General features: G+C 66.9%; 12 protein-coding genes. 2 read left to right on the forward strand and 10 right to left on the reverse strand.

Annotated elements, in window-relative coordinates; genetic code table 11:
- Positions 1-54: 54 nt before the first annotated feature.
- The 9 genes from ACZ5YD_RS10020 to ACZ5YD_RS10060 form a co-directional block, all read right to left on the reverse strand.
- A complete protein-coding gene (locus ACZ5YD_RS10020) occupies positions 55-1,470 on the reverse strand; it encodes a DHHA1 domain-containing protein (protein ID WP_379743651.1) in 1,416 nt (471 codons plus the stop codon).
- Between the two features lie 59 nt (positions 1,471-1,529).
- Positions 1,530-2,525, reverse strand: coding sequence for a hypothetical protein (locus ACZ5YD_RS10025; protein WP_379743648.1), 996 nt, complete (start codon positions 2,523-2,525; stop codon positions 1,530-1,532).
- Positions 2,522-3,721: a signal peptidase I gene (locus tag ACZ5YD_RS10030; protein ID WP_379743645.1), complete on the reverse strand. Its 1,200-nt coding sequence runs from the start codon at positions 3,719-3,721 to the stop codon at positions 2,522-2,524. Before ACZ5YD_RS10030 ends, ACZ5YD_RS10025 begins: the two co-directional genes overlap by 4 nt.
- Positions 3,718-5,178 carry a hypothetical protein gene (locus ACZ5YD_RS10035; RefSeq protein ID WP_379743642.1) on the reverse strand — a complete coding sequence of 487 codons (1,461 nt, stop codon included), beginning with the start codon at positions 5,176-5,178 and terminating at the stop codon, positions 3,718-3,720. Before ACZ5YD_RS10035 ends, ACZ5YD_RS10030 begins: the two co-directional genes overlap by 4 nt.
- Complete coding sequence (locus tag ACZ5YD_RS10040) at positions 5,175-5,984, reverse strand: hypothetical protein (RefSeq protein ID WP_379743639.1); 810 nt, start codon at positions 5,982-5,984, stop codon at positions 5,175-5,177. The genes ACZ5YD_RS10035 and ACZ5YD_RS10040 overlap by 4 nt, the downstream gene beginning before the upstream one ends.
- Before the next feature lie 202 nt (positions 5,985-6,186).
- Positions 6,187-7,815: a hypothetical protein gene (locus tag ACZ5YD_RS10045; protein WP_379743636.1), complete on the reverse strand. Its 1,629-nt coding sequence runs from the start codon at positions 7,813-7,815 to the stop codon at positions 6,187-6,189.
- Positions 7,816-7,946: 131 nt separating this feature from the next.
- On the reverse strand, positions 7,947-9,593 hold the full coding sequence (locus ACZ5YD_RS10050) for a SipW-dependent-type signal peptide-containing protein (protein ID WP_379743633.1): 1,647 nt from the start codon (positions 9,591-9,593) through the stop codon (positions 7,947-7,949).
- 131 nt (positions 9,594-9,724) lie between these two features.
- Positions 9,725-11,392, reverse strand: a complete 1,668-nt coding sequence (locus ACZ5YD_RS10055; RefSeq protein ID WP_379743630.1) for a SipW-dependent-type signal peptide-containing protein — start codon at positions 11,390-11,392, stop codon at positions 9,725-9,727.
- A gap of 92 nt (positions 11,393-11,484) precedes the next feature.
- Complete coding sequence (locus ACZ5YD_RS10060) at positions 11,485-13,041, reverse strand: vWA domain-containing protein (RefSeq protein ID WP_379743627.1); 1,557 nt, start codon at positions 13,039-13,041, stop codon at positions 11,485-11,487.
- A 360-nt stretch (positions 13,042-13,401) separates the two neighbouring features.
- Here ACZ5YD_RS10060 and ACZ5YD_RS10065 point away from each other — a divergent pair, with 360 nt between their 5' ends.
- Complete coding sequence (locus ACZ5YD_RS10065; RefSeq protein ID WP_379743624.1) at positions 13,402-13,950, forward strand: DUF7344 domain-containing protein; 549 nt, start codon at positions 13,402-13,404, stop codon at positions 13,948-13,950.
- Positions 13,951-14,501: 551 nt separating this feature from the next.
- Positions 14,502-15,116 carry a DUF7344 domain-containing protein gene (locus tag ACZ5YD_RS10070; RefSeq protein ID WP_379743621.1) on the forward strand — a complete coding sequence of 205 codons (615 nt, stop codon included), beginning with the start codon at positions 14,502-14,504 and terminating at the stop codon, positions 15,114-15,116.
- A 175-nt stretch (positions 15,117-15,291) separates the two neighbouring features.
- Here ACZ5YD_RS10070 and ACZ5YD_RS10075 read toward each other — a convergent pair whose 3' ends face one another.
- Positions 15,292-16,164 carry a DUF8054 domain-containing protein gene (locus ACZ5YD_RS10075; protein WP_379743618.1) on the reverse strand — a complete coding sequence of 291 codons (873 nt, stop codon included), beginning with the start codon at positions 16,162-16,164 and terminating at the stop codon, positions 15,292-15,294.
- Positions 16,165-16,178: the final 14 nt, after the last annotated feature.

Consider the following 16,178-nt stretch of genomic DNA (forward strand, 5'->3'; position numbering starts at 1 on the left):
GCCGTCGACGGAGGCGTTCTCGCTGCCCGCTCATCCGGGTTGACCGCCGCCCACTCACCCGAGCTGATCGCCGACGATCGCGTTCGCGGTCTCGAGGAACTCCCGCCGTGTTCCGTCGGGGATCGTCGCCCCCGCGGCGACGTCGTGGCCGCCGCCCTCGCCCTCGACGGCCCGCGACGCCTCGCCCATGACGGCCGAGAGGTCGAGCCCCTTTCGGACCAGCCGATGTGACCCGCGTGCGGACACCTTCAGGTGGTCGGCGTCCTTTCTCGCGAACGCGACGATCGGCTTCGAGGCGTCGACCGCGGGCGAGCCGATCGCCATTCCGGCGACGATCCCGACGATCGTCTCGCGGATCCGCGACCCGGCGTCGAACCATTGGAGGTGATCCTCGTGGGTCACTCCCTCGGCCTTCACGAACTGCAGTCCCTCCGAGAGGTTCCGCCGGTGGTTTCGCAGGAGGGTTCGCGCCTGCTCGAGGGCCGCCCCGCGCTCGCCGAGACAGACCGCGAGTCCGACGTCCGCGCGCTCGTACCGCGCCGTCGCGTTGAGCAGGGTCGAGAACTCGCTGACGTCGCGTAGCTCGGTGCCCGGCTCCTCGTCGGTGAGGGTGTAGGCGGTCCCGACCAGCTCCTCGATCCGGTCCGCGGGCACGCCGCTCGCGACCGCCCGCTGCATCAGCGCGCTCGCGAGCGTTCGCCGGTCCTCGTCGGTGAGATCGACCCACCGACGCCACTCGCCGTCCTCGGAGCGCAACTCGAGATCGAGGTCCGACAGGAACGCGATCGCGCCCGCCTCGTCGTTCGAGACGCCGGGGATCCGCACGTCGCTCGCGTACTCGAGAAGCTTCGGCAGGGGCCGGGTCTGTTTCCCGTAGAGGGTTAGATCCGTTCCGCTCTCGACCACACCGGCCGAGACGGCGTGGTCGACGATCCCCTCGTTCGCCCCGGTCAGTCCCTCGGTACCGCCCTGCATGTCGCCGATCGCTCCCACGACCGCAAGCGCCGCGAGGTCGCGATTCTCGGGGTCCAGCGCGTGTGCGAGCACGTAGCTCGCGCCCGCCCCCGACAGCTCCGACGCGCCGTCGAGTCCGAAGAGCAGCGGATTGAGGTGGTACTCCGTCTCGGCGTCGGCGGGCTGGTGGTGGTCCGCGATCACCGGGGTGAACGCGCCCGCCGCCTCGTGTTCGGCGATCGCGTCCAGCTGGCCGGAGCCGAAGTCGGTGAACAGGACGGTGTCGAACTCGCGTTCCGCGATCGCCGCGATCGACTCCTCGTCGAGCTGCTTCTCGAAGACGACCTCGTGGTCGATCCCCGCCCGCGAGAGCGCGCTCGTGGCGATCGCGCCGCTCGTGAGCCCGTCCGCGTCGATGTGGGAGGCGAGCAGGACGCGGTCGGCCTCACGCAGGCGGGTCGCGCACGCCTCGGCGCGTTCGGCGAGGGCTGGAACGGGTGGACCGGCGACGGACATGTCCGTGAATAGTCGCTCCATCCGGGATAAACGCTCGCTCTGGAGTGGCCCCGCCTCAATCACTCCGTGTCGGAGTCCGCATCCTCGCTGCCGCTGCCGTCGTCGCCGGACTCGCCATCGCCTCCGGAACTGCCGCCGGTATTCTGGCCGCCAGTACCGGATCCGCCGTCAGATCCGCCGTCCCCGTCGCCGGACGATTCGTCTTCGCCGCCGTTCGATCCATCGTCTCCGTCGCCGGACGATCCGTCGTCGTCACCATCCGTGTCGCCTTCGGCTCCGCCATCCTGTTCGTCGTCCGCGTCCGTGTCCGTATCGCCATCGTTCTCGTCGGCGTCGGCGTCGGCGTCGGTATCCTCGTCGCCGCCGTCCGTTTCCTTCTCGTCGTTCTCATCGCCGTTGGCGTTCTCGTCGTCGCCATCGTTGTCATCGCCTTCGTCCGGGTTCGCCGGTTGCTCGTCGTCCGGATCCTCGTCTTCGTCCATCTGCTCGTCCTTCTCGTCCGATTCCGCGTCGTCGTTCTCCTTCGCTTCGCCATCTCCACCGTTCTCCTCGTCGTCTCCACCGTCCTCCTCGTCGGGAACTTCCCCGGCCTCGTCGCCCTGCTCGCCGCCCTCCGCACCGTCTTTCTGCACGTCGTCTTCCTGCACGTCGTCTTCTCCCAGTTCTCCGTCCTCGCCCTCCTGAGCTTCCTCGTCGTCGGGGGATTTTTCCTCGTTCACGCCGCCCAGCAGACCGATGGGTTGGCCGCCGTTCCCGTTTCCGCCACCGTTCCCGCCTCGCTTCGCGTTCGGCTTTTTCTGCTCGTCGCCCTCCTCACCGTCCTCTTCGGTCTCGTTCAGCGTCGCGATCTCCACCTCGGCATCCGCGTTGCCGTAGTTCCGCTCCACGACGTCCGTCGTGTACCCGTCCGGTATCTCTCCGGTCTCGATCGTGCCGCTCACCGCCGCCGAATCGCCGAGCAGCGCCACCGTCGCCGCGCCGCCGCCGAAGGCGGCGAGCGTGACGCACAGACAGACGATCCCGACCGCCAATCGACCGTATCTTTCGGTTGTCATTTCTGATCCTCCCCGTTTCGCCCCGTCGTGTCTCGAGCGGCGCCCATCGCCGACTCGTCGACCCGGGCGCCGTTTTCCACCGGGATCTCGACGCGATCCTCCGCTTTCGCTTCCGTCGATTGGGTCGCTCCATCGATCGACGCGGCGGACTCGGGATCGGGGTCGGAACCGGCGGGATCGCCGCCATCCGTGAGGCTTCCCGCTCCGTCCGTTCCGCCGGTCCCGGAGTCGACGATTTCCGGCGTCCCATCCGCTCCGCGTGCCTCGTCAGTTTCGTTGGATCCGTCCGAATCCGCCTCCGGATCGACGTCGGTCCCGTCGTCCTCGTCGCTCTCACCGCCGCTCAACCGCATCGAGACCATCGCGCCGCCGATCGCGAGCGTCGAGAGCACGGCCGCGAACGCGACGGCGATCGAAAGCGACGTCTGCAGCTCCCACGCGATGTAGACGCAGTAGGGCGTGACGAGGACCAACACGCCGGTCGAGAGCTGGAGGTCGTTCTCGGTGAGGACGACGTCCTCGTCCGGCTCCTCGACGGCTGTGGTCGCCTCCAGATTCCGATCGCCTCCGGCTGCCGCGCCGGTCGCGGTGGCCGCGTCCGAATCGACCGCGGTGGCGTCCGAATCGGTCGCGGCGGCGGTCGACGCTCCCGTCGTGGCCGACCCGTCCGCCTCTGCGTCCGAACCGCCCTGCGAGGCGCCGCGACTCGCCGCCAGAAGCGACCAGAGTTCCGTCACGATCAGCAGTCCGATCGGGATCGCAACGAGAAGCAGGAACCCCTCCCGCGAGTTGACCGCCTGGATGACGTAGCCGATGTACGGGATAGTGACGAGCACCGTCCCGAGGACGTTCCCCGCCGGCACCGTGCTCGCGTCCACGTCCTCGTTGGCGTCGCCCTTCGTCTCGAACTGCCGGTCGGCGCCCTCGCCCTGGACGCCGACGACGCGGTGGGTCACCGGCGTCTCCGAGCCCTCGCGAACGAAGGTGATCACGTCCCCGGTTCCGACGGCCCCCGGATCGGTCTCGTCGACGATCACGACGTCGCCCGGCTGGATCGCCGGGGCCATGCTCCCGGTGAGCACCACGAAGCTGTGCTCGGCGCCGATCACGCCCGGGACCGCGTAGATCACGAACGGGATCACGACCGCGAGCAGCACCAGCAGGCCGAGCCCGCGAACCACCGTGGAGCGGTTCATCGCTCGCTCACCTCACAGATGGCGTCGCCGTTCTTGTTGGTCGCGGCGACCACGGTCAGCGTCCGGGTATCGTCCGTGACCGTCTTTCCCGGGCCGAACGGCTTCGAACAGCTCGTGTGGATCGTTCCGAGCGTCCACTCGTCGTCGTTCGAGTCGACCACCGAGAGGTCGAAGTTCGGCTGATGATCCCCGTTGAGTGGGACGGTGAACTTGTCGCCCGATTCGACGTCCTCGACCTCAGTCATCTGTCCGTCCGGCGGGCCGCCCCCGTTCGACTGCTGGGGTCCACCCCCGCCCGACTGCTGCGGCTTTCCGTTGCCGTCCTCTTGCTGGTCGATCACGACGGTCACGGTCCCCGGGCCCTCGTACTCGAAGGTCGCGCTGGCGACGCGCTCGTCACCCTCGTTCTCACAGGGGGCGCAGTCGCCGTTTCCGCCCTCTCCGCACGTGAAGACGGTGATCGAGTCGATCCCCGGACGGGACGTGTCGTCGCCCTCGTCGCTCGGCGTACAGATGCGCCCGCGCGTCCGGGTGAGCGGATCGACATCGTGAGTGACGCTCTGGTCCTCCGACTCCAGCTCCACCTCGCAGATCGGCGGCGCCGTCGACTCGTCGCCGTCCTTCAACAGACGGAACGCGACACAGACGGTCTCGCTGGTCCCGTCGCCGTCGACGGCGTTCGTGACCTGGAGGACCTCGATCTCGTGTTCGTCGTCGCCGTCGAGCTCGTAGCTCGCACCCGGCACGAGCGTGTCGTCGAGCTTCACCGTGCCGAGTTCGCTGCACTCCTCACACTCGAAATCGGGGCACGTAGCGGCGTCGAACGCCTCCGACGTCGCCTCCGATTCCGGAACGTGGCGACACTGTTCGGCCACCAGTTCGAACTCGAGGTCGCTCGTTGCGTTGCCCGCCCACGCGGCGTCGCTCGGGAGCCGGTAGTCGAACACCAGACACGGATCGTCCGCCGCGGAGAGACACGGATCGTTCGGATCGTCGACCCGAACGCCGCCCGCGAGATCCCCGCGAAGCTCCGAAAGCGACGTCCAGGTCCCGCTCGAGTTGAGGGCCCGTCGGGTGTCCTCGTCGCCGCAGGTCTCCTCGATGGCCAGCCGAACCTCGAGGGCCTCGCCGAGCGGGTCGATGGCGGGCGGACAGGCGGTCCGAAGCCAGACCCGGATCGGGTTTTCGTCGATCGACAGCCCGAACCGTTCCGTCCGGCTGTCGCCCGGGTCGAGATCCCCGAAGGCGAACGTCGTCTTCCCGCCGAGCGTCTCACAGGACGTGGAGTCACACTCCACCTCGAGTCCGACCGCGCCGGCGCGCTGGGCGCTCGAGACGGTCTCGCGATCCGAGAGGTAGGCGGCGCTCGTCGCGCCCCCGGCCAGCCCGAAGGCGCCCATTCCGGTCACGCCGGCAAGTACCTGTCGGCGGCTTACGCCGGGCGGATCTCGGCTCATAGCTCACCTCCGCACTGTTCGGCCCGGAACGCGAGCCCGAACTCCGCCGCGGTTCCCTGGTAGGCGTTGGTGACCGACTCGTCGATCCGCCAGGCGAACCCCAGACAGAGGCGGTCGCCCTCCTCGAGACAGCCCTTGAGCCCGCTCGTGATGGGGAGCCCGTCGCCGTCCGGACCGTACTGGTCGCCGAGATCGCGAAGCGTCGTCTCGATCGCCGGGTTCTCGGGAACCGACTCCGCGCCCTGACAGCCGCCGATCCCGAGGATTCCGGTGTCGTACCACAGCGCCACCTCGATCACCTCGGCGAGGGCTCCGGAGACCGGCCCCTCGCCGCTTCCGTCCGTCACGAACAGCCGCACGCGGGCGTCCATCTCCTCGATGGCCAGCCCGATCCCGACCGCTCCGGAGTCCCCCGGGAGCACGTTCGAGGCGTCGATCAGCGGTCCGGGAACGCCGGAGGCCTCGCTCTCGACGCTCGGTCCGGTGGGCGTTCCGGTTCCGCCGCCTCCGCCGCCGTTGGTTTCGTTCGAGTCTTCTCCCTCCTCCGGGTCGTCGTCGCCGTTGGACCCGTCGTCCGTCGGCTCCCCGTTGTAGGTGCTGTTCCAGCCGACGCGGATCTGCGGTCCGTCCTCGGGGGTGGAATCGGGCGTCGCCGCGTAGGTGTACCGCGTGTACCGATCGACCGGACCCGCGGAGGGCCGGCTCGGCGCGAGTCGCCTCCCCGCGGTCAATCCGACGACGCCGATGCTACTCGCGCCGGCGAGGAGTCGTCGTCGTGTCAGCGTCGATCGGTCTTCGTTCGTCATGTCCTTCGTTCATCCCCCGTCGGAACGGCCATCGTTCCCCCGCTCGTCGCCTCGGGCAGCGGCCGTTCCCGTTCGAGTAATTCGATCGGGCGCTCGAGACATATGCATGCGTCCCCTACCGGTCGCGATTCCGGCGGTATGCACACCATACCGTCCGAAACGTCCGGATCCTGTCGCCCATGAACCGACCGGCGAGTCCGGATCACGACTGGGATCCTCCGTCGATCTCCTCCGTGCTCCCTTCGGTTTCGCTCCCGTTCACCTCGGTTTCGTTCCCGTTCTCGCCGTCGTCAGCTTCGCTCCCGTTCTCGACCCCTGGCGAGTCGTTGTGGCGGCACTGCTCGGTGTAGAAGCCGAGATCGAAGCCGACCGAGTCGGTCTGGACCTCGTTGCCGACCGCACACGGGAGCCACCACTCGAGGCCCACGTAGTGGGTCGTCGAGGGTTCGAAGCACTTCGGATCGGGATCCGGGTCCGGGTCGGGATCTGGATCCGGACCCGGCGTCTCGCCCTCGTAACAGATGCTGACGTGACTCACGCCGTATCGCTGGTCGCCGGTCCGGAACGGCGCGCCGAGCCCCTCGCCCGCGCTCGCGGTCAGGACCTCGCCGTTCTCCGTGCGCCGGCAGATGTTCGCGTTCGGGCCGCCCTTGACGATGATCGTGTTCGCCTCGAAGCCGTCGAGTTCGACGTCGAACGCCCGGACGTCGGAATCCTGGCCGCCCGATATCTCCGTGACCGTGATCGTCACGGTCCCGACGGCGGTCTGGTACGTCTGCGACTCGCCGACCGCGCTCGGCAGGTCCTCGGACTCGATCTTGATCGCCCGGAGCAGTCCGTGGTCACCACAGGTCGGGTTCCCCGGCTCCACGTGGCAGTCGTCCTCGGTCAGCGTGACGCCGTCGTCGCCGACCGGCACGACCGGCGTGACCGGTCCGACCGGCGTGTCTCCGCCGTTCTCCGCACCCCCGCTCGGGGAAAGCGGCAGGCCACGTCCCTCGCCGAGCAGCTCCAGCACCGATCCCAGCGGACCCGTGACGATCTCCGTCTCGCCGTTCTCCACGAGGTTGTCGCCGTCGTCGTACCACAGCCGAACGAACAGGTGTTCGGCCAGTTGGCCCTCCTCGGGAAGCTCGTCGTACAGCTCCGCGAGCCGCTCGCGCTCGGGTTCGCTGTAGCCGTTCTGGGCGTTCTCCGTGAGCTCCCCGGTCAGCCAGACGTATCCGGGGTTGTCACACAGGTGATAGCTCAACGTGATCTCGCCGAAGTCGCACGGCTTGACGTCCGAAAGCGAGACGAGGGGCTCGTAGGTTCCCTCCTCCTCGTTCCAGGTGTCGTCGTTCTCGGTTCGCAGGCCGGTCCCGTCGCCGTCCTCGCGCGGGTCCATGTCCGCGGGGACGTCGGCGCCGAGCGCGCAGACGTACGCGTCGGACTCCGGGTCGTCCCACCCCTCCGGCGGGCTCTGTATCCCGTCGTCGGTGTCGTCCGGGTATGCCTCGAGCGCGGTCGCGTTCATGAAGTCGTCGACGTCCCCCTGTGGGACCGCGAAGACCGGCTCCGAGCTGGGGAATCCTCGCCGCTGGCCGAGGTCCTCGTCCTCGCCGAGATACGTCCCGTACTCCGTGCCCGCGCTGCCGTCGAAGTAGTGTTCCGACCAGTCGAGCTTGAGGTCGAGCGTTCCGGCGACGAGCGTGTTCCCCGTGAACCGCTCCTCGTCGTTCAGGTAGGCGGTGGTCCCGAACCCGGCGCCGGCCGAGGCGACGCCCATGGCGCCGAGTCCGGCGAGTACCGTCCGTCGCGAGAGTCCGGGTCGATCGTCGTTGTTGCTCATGATGTCCCCGTTGGGGAATCCCGCGGCCGGAGTCGAACCGGCCTCGGATCCCGACCACGTCGGCCGTATCCGCGGGAACCGTTCCGGGCGTCCGGAACGGAAGTTCGGGTGCGATGCCGCTCGATCGGATTTTACTCGGGGGTCGGAGTCCCGGTCGGCGTGGGAGTTGGCGTGCCGTTCTCCGCGGTCGAGTTTCCGGGGTCGTCGTTGTGGCGGCACTGCTCGGTGTAGAAGCCGAGGTCGAAGTGCGCCTCGTCGCCCTGGATGATGTTTCCAACCGAGGTCGGGACCTCCCACTCGAAACCGATGCAGAAGCCCGCGCGGGCGGGGTAGCAGTCCGCGCCGAGCTGGACCATGCCCTCGTCCTCGTCGTTCTCGAGTTCGAAGGTGTTCTCCATCAGCTCCTGGAGCGTCCCCTCGAAGATTGCTTCCTCGCCCTCTTCGACGACTTCGTCTTGCTCGTTTACCTCATCCTCGTCGTAGACGTTGTTACAGTCCTCGTCGTACCAGACCGTGACCTCGACCTTCTCGGCGAGATGGCCGGAGTCCTCGACCTCGTCGACCGTCGTCGGGCCGTCATTGCCGGCTTGGTCGAGTATCGCGTCGATCTCGGGTTCGGTGAGGGTGCCGCCGTTCTGTGAGAAGTTGGCGGCGGTCATCCAGACGTAGCCGGGGTTGTCACACAGATGGAGCGAGAAGGTGATCTCGCCGCTGTCGCCCGGTTTGACGTCGGTGAACTCGACGAGGTGCTCCTGGTCGGGGTAGTTCTCGCTCTGGAAGACGGCCGGCACGTCGAGTTCGGAACCGCTGTCGATTCCACAGGAACTGTGGATGGTGACGGGGCCTACCTCGTTGTTCTCGCTCTCGTCGAGACCGCTCTCGAGAACGATCTCGTCGGAGTCCTGGCCGCTTCCTCCGCTGAGGATCATGACTTCCTCTACGATGCCGTCGTCCTCCCTCCGGCTCTGCTCGGCTGCGGCACCGTTGAATGCCGCTGAAAGTCGGATGGCGAACTCGTCGTTGAGTGGGCCGAGCGCGCCGCCGTCGGTGTACCCCTCCTGCCACGCCCAGTCGGCCGTCCACTCGGAGTAGGGGTCCGGCCCGTCGTCCTGTTCCTGCCAATCTCCGGTCCCGGTGAAACCGGATCCGTTCGGGGCGCCCTCGAGAGTGTAGGAGGCTACTCCGCCGCCGTTCGCCTCCTGATCGTCGTTAACGACGACGAGGCTCAGCTCGCCGTTTGCCGTGTTCTCGTAGAGGAAGATTACGCTCGTATCCGCCCTCGTAATATCGCCGTTTTGAGCGGCGAAGTTGCTGTAGTCGTAGAAATCCTCCACGCTCTCCTCTCCACTCAGCGGTTCGATGCAGTAGGACTCGTCGCCGTAGGTGACGTAGTACTCGTCGTCCTCGCAGTCACAACACGCGGGAATCTCGGCGGCGTCGAACACCGGCTCCGTCTCGCCGGCGCCGGAGTAGTGGACGCCGTCGAGGTCTTGGAGACCGTCGCCGTAGCTCTGGTCGTCCATCGCGGTGTCGGGGTAGGCGTTCACGGCGTGGTCGCCGACTTCACCGTCGCTGCCGGGGATCGGCCCGTTGTAGGTCTGTTGCCAGTCGACCTTGAGGTCGAGTTCGCCGGCGGTGAGCGTGTTTCCGGTGAACGATTCCTCGTCGCTGAAATAGGCGGTCGTGCCGAGGCCGGCACCCGCGGAGGCGACGCCGATCGCGCCCATGCTCGCGAGTACCCGTCGACGCGACAGCCCGAGTTTATCTTGCTTGCTCATGCTTGCACATCCCCCTTACGGGGAGCCCCGCGGCCGGAGTCGAACCGGCCTCGGATCCCGGCCACGTCGGCCGTATCCGCGGGAACCGTCCCGAGCGATCGGAACGGAAGTTCGGGTGCGATGCCTCTCGATCAGGCTGTCTGTTCGGTGCCGTTCTCCGTCGAGTCGTTCTCCGCAGTCGCGTTTCCGGGGTCGTCGTTGTGGCGGCACTGCTCGGTGTAGAAGCCGAGGTCGAAGTGCGCCTCGTCGCCCTGGATCTCGTTGCCGACCTCGGTCGAGACCTCCCACTCGAAGCCGATACAGAAGCCCGCGCGGGCCGGGTAACACTCCTGATCACCGTCATCGACGCCGAGGGGGATCATGCCATCGTCCTCGTCGTCCTCGAGTTCGAAGGTGTTCTCCATCAGCTCCTGGAGCGTTCCCTCGAAGATCGCTTCCTCGCCCTCCTCGGCTTGCTCGACCTCTTCGGGATCGTCGTAGACGTTGTCGCAATCGTCGTCGTACCAGACGGTGACGTCGACGTGGTCGGCGAGGCGACCCGCCTCGAGGTCGACCTCGCCATCGTTGCCGTACTCTCCGTCGAGTAGGGTTTCCCGTTCAGGTTCGGTGAGGGTGCCGCCATTCTGTGAGAAGTTGGCGGCGGTCATCCAGACGTAGCCGGGGTTGTCACAGAGGTGGAGTGAGAAGGTGATCTCGCCGCTGTCGCCCGGTTTGACGTCGGCGAACTCGACGAGGTGCTCCTGGTCGGGGTAGTTCTCGCTTTGGAAGACGGCCGGGACGTCCAGCTCGACGCCGCTGTCGATCCCACACGAGCTGTGGATGGTGATCTGATCGACGTTGTCCCCAGCTTGGGTGACCTCCTCTACGACGATCTCGTCCGAGCTACCGAACCCGGATCCGCCGCTCAGAACGACGAGTTCCTCGATCTGTCCCGACCCTAACGGATTCCGGTCAGCCGCCTGGTTGAACGCGGCCGAGATCCGGAGCGCGAAGTCGTCCTCGAGGTGGCCGATCGCGCCGCCGTCCGTTCGGTCCGTTCCCCAGGCCCAGTCGACCTCCCACTCCTCGTACTGCTCGAATCCCTGGCTCTCGTTACCCTCGATGTCGTCTTTGACCTGCCAGTCGCCGCTTCCGACCAACCATCCCGAGCTGCTCGGGGCGCCTTCGATCGTCACCGACGCGGCGCCGCCGCCGTCCTCGTTCGTGTACGCGTCGTGTACGAACACGAGACTGAGATCCCCCGCATCGTCCTCGTGGAGGAACATCACGCTCGTGTCCTCCCGTTGAATGTCGTCGTTCTGGGAGGAGTACTGGACGCTTCCGCCGGCTTCGACGTAGTCGTAGAAGTCCTCGATGCTGTCCGCAGAGGTCACCGGCTCGATGCAGTAGGACTCGCCACCGTAGGTGAGGTAGTACTCGTCGTCCTCGCAGTCACAGCAGGCGGGGATCTCCGCCGCGTTGAAGACGGGTTCCACGTCGCCGGCGCCGGAGTAGTGGACGCCGTCGAGGTCTTGGAGGCCGTCGCCGTAGCTCTGGTCGTCCATCGCGGTGTCGGGGTAGGCGTTCACGGCGTGTTCGCCCACTTCCCCGTCGCTGCCGGGGATCGGTCCGTTGTAGGTTTGCTGCCAGTCGACCTTGAGGTCGAGTTCGCCGGCGGTAAGCGTGTTTCCGGTGAACGATTCCTCGTCGCTGAAATAGGCTGTGGTGCCGAGTCCGGCACCCGCGGAGGCGACGCCGATCGCGCCCATGCTCGCGAGTACCCGTCGACGCGACAGCCCGAGTTTATCTTGCTTGCTCATGATCTTCGTCCCCTCGTGGGGGAATCCCACCGGCGGAGTCGAACCGCCGTATCACGGGGGAGAACCCCCGTACCACTGTGGGAGGTTCTCGTTCAGTCGGCGGTGCCGCTGCCGTTGGTGCTGTTCGCGCCCGACGGGAGCCCGTTGTCGTCGGTGAAGTTGCCGTCGAACGGGTTCTCCGGCGGCTCGTCGTTGTGCCGGCTCTGGAGCGCGTAGAAGCCGAGATCGAAGCCGACCGAGTCGGTTTGGACCTCGTTGCCGACGTCATCAGGCAGCTCCCACTCGAAGCCGAGACAGTGGGTCATTCCGCCGACGAACGGGTCGTCCTCCTCCGTGGAGCGGTCGCCGTCGAGGGCGATCCCCTCCTCGAGGGCCTCCATCGTGTTGGCGAGCGAGTCCTCGAGGATGACCGTCTCGCCGCCGGTGATCGTCTCTCCGACCTGCGAGAAGAGCTGCCCGATGGCAGCGTCATCCGCGCCGATGAAGACGTGGTCCTCGTCCGGATCGCTGGCGAGGTCATCGAGTTCGTCCTCGCTTGCCCCGCCGACGCCGATCGCGAAGATCTCCGTTCCGGCGTCCTTCGCCGCCTGTCCGTCGGTGTTGATGTCGCCGTCGCCGAAGACGACCATGATCCGGCGCACGCCCTCGGGACAGTTCTCGAGATCACCCTGTGCGGCGTCCACGCCGGCTTGTGCGTTGGTACCGCCGCTGGCGCTCAGGTTCTCGATCGCGGGCCCGACACCGTTCCCTGCGGCAGGATCGCCGGGCTGGTCGTCGTACACATCGGTGAGTGTCTGTACGACGCTCCCGTTGTTGTCGAACTCCGATACGCCGACCTGGTTGTCGGAGTTGGCATCGAGAATGGTCTGTGCGAGCTGTTGAGCTCCGTCCTTCGCGTTTTCGATCCGGGTCCCGCCCATCGATCCGGACGTGTCGATCACGAGTTGGACGCACACTTCCTCCGACCCCGTACCGTCGCCGGCGTCGTGGACGTTGTTACAGTTCTCGTCGTACCACAGCTTCGTCTGGATGGCGTCGGCGAGCTCGCCATCGCCGTCGATCTCGCTGTCCGAGAGATCGTTGTTCTCGTCGTCAGAGGCGGCCTCGGGCTCCGTGACGGTGTTCTCGTCGTTGGCCGTCAGCGCGCCGTTCATGTACATCCACGCGGGGTTGTCACAGATGTGGAGGCTGACGGTGACCTCGCCGGAGTCTCCCGGCTTCACGTCCTCGAGGGTGAACACCGGGATCTCGTCGCCGTTGATGAGTCCGAGTTCCGGAGCACAGAGATCCGTGTTCTGGACCTCGTCCTCCCAGAGGTCTCCGTCGTCGACGTCGGGGACCTCGCCGATCAGATAGGTCCCCTCCTCGTCCTCGACCTCCTCGACCTCGAAGGGCTCGCCGGGTCCGTCCTCGCTGTACCAGCCGTTGATCTCCTCCAAGCGGCCGGGGCCGCCCGAGTATGTCGCCTTGTAGTCGAGCTTCAGATCGAGCTCGCCCGCGGTGAGGCTGTTCTCCTCGAAACTCTCCTCGTCGCTGAAGTAGGCGGTCGTGCCGATTCCCGCGCCGGCCGAGGCGACGCCGATCGCGCCGAGGCCGCCGAGGACGCGACGTCGGGAGAGTCCGTGTCTGTTGTCCGTGTGATCGCTCATGGTGTGGTCTCCTGAACGGATCTCGTGGCCTCGACGGCCCGACCGTTCAGTTGTCGTTCCCTGTGAGCGGATCCCACGTAGTTACGAGTCGACACGTCACGTCCGAACGACCGCTTCGGGAGGATGGTGCGTGAATTCGGGTGTTTCAACGGCTCGTTCGCTCACGATCGGCGGTTTTGAACGATCCATTCTCCTCGTCAACACGTCTCAAACAGACCGTTCGGCGACCGTAGTCCGGCCCTACGGCCGTTCCCACGCCGCGTTCGCGACCGGTAGGGTCCCCATCCTGACGGTTGATCCGGCCTAACTGCGAGTCGATACCGCCTCTCGACGATCCATGACGACGAAGGTGATGTCCACATGCCCATGTTTCGAACCACCGACCTCCCGGAATCGGACGTCTATACCGTCCTCGCGAACGCGCGGCGTCGCGAGACGGTTCGCCATCTGACCACCTCGAACGGAACGATCACCCTCGGCACGCTCGCGACGGAGATCGCCGCCGAGGAGACCGGCCAGTCGCCCCCGCCGAAGGCGGCCTATGACAGCGTCCGCAGCTCGCTTCGCCAGACGCACCTCCCGATGCTCGACGATCTCGGCGTCGTCGAGTACGACCCGGACACACACGTGATTCGCCTCCGCGAGCGCGCACGCGACGTGGACACCTACATGGAGCTGATCACGCCCTACGGCATCACCTGGGGGGAGCTGTATCGGACGCTCGGCGTCCTCTCGCTTTTCCTCGTCGTGGCCGCGCTGCTCGAGGCCCCCGTGATCGCGCTCGTCGACCCGCTCTTGTGGTCGAGCCTCTCGCTCGCCGTCTTCGCGGTCGCCATCGCCGCCCAGTTTTGGACCCACCGCTGGTACGTGATCCGTTCCCTGCGCGGGCTCGAACGGGGGTGGCGGTGACCGATGCGCCCCACGGCCACTCACCGCCGACGCGCGAACCACCGACACGCGGGGATCCACGCCGCCCGGTCGCCGCCTGCCGACGTGTCCTCCGACGGGCTTCACCAACCATGTCGATCGTTGTCACTCGATTCATCACGATTTCGGAATCGAATGAAAATGTGGAACATACATACCACGACGACTCGTTCGAGGCCAGTTGTAGGACCTCGCCATCGTCGGCGTCGATGGCGGCGCCGATCGGGGGCCGGTTCCAGCCCCGTCTCGGCGTACTCGTCCCGGACCGACGCATCGAACGGATCCACGAACGCTTTCGCTCCGAACAGGCCAATGTTCCAACCCACCACCCCCGACTTTCGATCCGACCACCGACTCCCACGCACCCGGCTGGACGCTCCCGATCGCACGGCAGCCGCCGCGATTCTCGTCCGGTTTGCGTCCCCCGGAGTTCCGACGGCGTCCGCCGGTCGGGCGGACGTCACGGCACCCGTGGACCCCTCGAGCGCTCCCGTCGGGATGTGCCCGATCGGCCCGCTCGGGGAGGTGGTACGATGATCGCGTCTCTCGGGTTCGCGACGGAGCGCGCACAGGCGGTGGACTCCGGCGACCTCGACGTCACCGCGGAGGCGGGTGCTGACGGCGACGACGGGGAGCCCGACCGTGATCTCTCGAAGGACACGGTCTTCGGCATGCTGTCGAACCAGCGCCGTCGCCGCGTCATCGAGCACCTCAGCCGGGCGGAGGACCGCCGGATGACGATCCGGGACCTCTCGGAGGTGATCGCGGCCGAGGAGAACGACGTCTCCCAGGCGGAGGTGACCTACAAACAGCGGAAACGGGTCTACACCTCGCTGTATCAGATCCACCTTCCGACCCTCGACGAGAACGGCATCGTCGACTACGAGAAGCGGTCGGGAGTCGTCGAGCTGGCCGATACGGCGTCCGACTGTACCGTCTACCTCGAGACGGTTCCCGAGGGCCACCTGTCGTGGTGTGAGTACTGGATGGCGCTTGCGACCGTCTCCGTGGCGTTCGCGGCGACGTCGGCTCTCGGATTCCTTCCCTACTTCTCCGCGCACGGACACGTCTCGACCGTGCTCCTGGCCTCCGTGTTCGCCCTCTCGGCGATCGCCTTCGCGCTCACCGACGAGCGGACCCAGATCTGACGGCGGATTCCGGGGATCCTGTTTTGAAAGCGGGTTCGGATGATCCTGATTTGAACGCGATTCAGGGGTTGAACGTGAGTCGAAAGAGGCTCGCACCTCCCTCTTTCGAACTCCCTTGAGCGTACATCGAGAAACAGGCCACTCCGTTCGGAATCCGTCGACGGCCTCCCGGCCGCTACTGATCGGGTAGCTCGGCGGGATCGACGTCGAGTTCGAACAGTCGCGAATCACACGATCGACACGTCGCGGTCACCACGTCGCGGCTGCGACAGCAGGACTCCACGACGTCCTGTGACAACACGACCTCGCCGTCACAGGCCGGACACCGCTCGAGGAACAGCCGGAGCGCGCCGAGGATCTCCGCGCGAAGCGAGAGCGGGCGCCGCTCCCAGTCGGGATCCCATCGCGGCAGCTCCGTCGCCGCGGCCGCGTCCGCGACGCAGGCGGCACGCGACGGCCACGACGCCAGGTGGGCGTCGTCGGCCCACGCGAGGAACGACCGTGAGTGTGCCTCGAACTCGATGACGTCGGGATCCGCGTCGACGAACGTCCCGAGGCTTCGTTTGATCGTCGCCTCGTCGTTCCAGTGGTCGTGGATCGATCGGGTCCACGCGCGCTCGAAGTCGCGATCGAGAACCAGGTCCTCCTCCGAGGGGTCGTCGACGACGATCCCGATCTCGATCAACAACGCCTCGGGGCTCTCCCCGTCCCAGCCGAGCCCCTCCGCCCCTTGTCCCCCCTTTTCGAACCACGCCAGAACCCGGTCGGGAAAGTAGCGCTTCGTGAGCGTGGGCGTCCCGGGGATCAGGTAGCCGCGGAGGTAGATCGCGGCGACCGCGATGATCAACGTCGCCGCTGCGATCCCGAACGGCGACAGATCGAACGACATCGCGACGTATCCGGCCCCGATCGAGAGGACGATCGCGATCGCGACGTTCAGGATCGTACAGGGCAGACAGCGGTTCTCGCCGGTATACTCCGGCCGCCTCAACTGGGCGATGACTCCTCTCAGCTGGGAGATGACCCCCGTTTCGCTCGACGCCTTCATACCGGCCCGTCGGC

The organism is Halopenitus salinus (assembly GCF_055397165.1).

Excerpts from the sequence above, each read along its gene's own strand:
- ACZ5YD_RS10020 (WP_379743651.1), bottom strand. The coding sequence starts at position 1,470 with ATGTCCGTCGCCGGTCCACCCGTTCCAGCCCTCGCCGAACGCGCCGAG.
- ACZ5YD_RS10025 (WP_379743648.1), bottom strand. The coding sequence starts at position 2,525 with ATGACAACCGAAAGATACGGTCGATTGGCGGTCGGGATCGTCTGTCTG.
- ACZ5YD_RS10030 (WP_379743645.1), bottom strand. The coding sequence starts at position 3,721 with ATGAACCGCTCCACGGTGGTTCGCGGGCTCGGCCTGCTGGTGCTGCTC.
- ACZ5YD_RS10035 (WP_379743642.1), bottom strand. The coding sequence starts at position 5,178 with ATGAGCCGAGATCCGCCCGGCGTAAGCCGCCGACAGGTACTTGCCGGC.
- ACZ5YD_RS10040 (WP_379743639.1), bottom strand. The coding sequence starts at position 5,984 with ATGACGAACGAAGACCGATCGACGCTGACACGACGACGACTCCTCGCC.
- ACZ5YD_RS10045 (WP_379743636.1), bottom strand. The coding sequence starts at position 7,815 with ATGAGCAACAACGACGATCGACCCGGACTCTCGCGACGGACGGTACTC.
- ACZ5YD_RS10050 (WP_379743633.1), bottom strand. The coding sequence starts at position 9,593 with ATGAGCAAGCAAGATAAACTCGGGCTGTCGCGTCGACGGGTACTCGCG.
- ACZ5YD_RS10055 (WP_379743630.1), bottom strand. The coding sequence starts at position 11,392 with ATGAGCAAGCAAGATAAACTCGGGCTGTCGCGTCGACGGGTACTCGCG.
- ACZ5YD_RS10060 (WP_379743627.1), bottom strand. The coding sequence starts at position 13,041 with ATGAGCGATCACACGGACAACAGACACGGACTCTCCCGACGTCGCGTC.
- ACZ5YD_RS10065 (WP_379743624.1), top strand. The coding sequence starts at position 13,402 with ATGCCCATGTTTCGAACCACCGACCTCCCGGAATCGGACGTCTATACC.
- ACZ5YD_RS10070 (WP_379743621.1), top strand. The coding sequence starts at position 14,502 with ATGATCGCGTCTCTCGGGTTCGCGACGGAGCGCGCACAGGCGGTGGAC.
- ACZ5YD_RS10075 (WP_379743618.1), bottom strand. The coding sequence starts at position 16,164 with ATGAAGGCGTCGAGCGAAACGGGGGTCATCTCCCAGCTGAGAGGAGTC.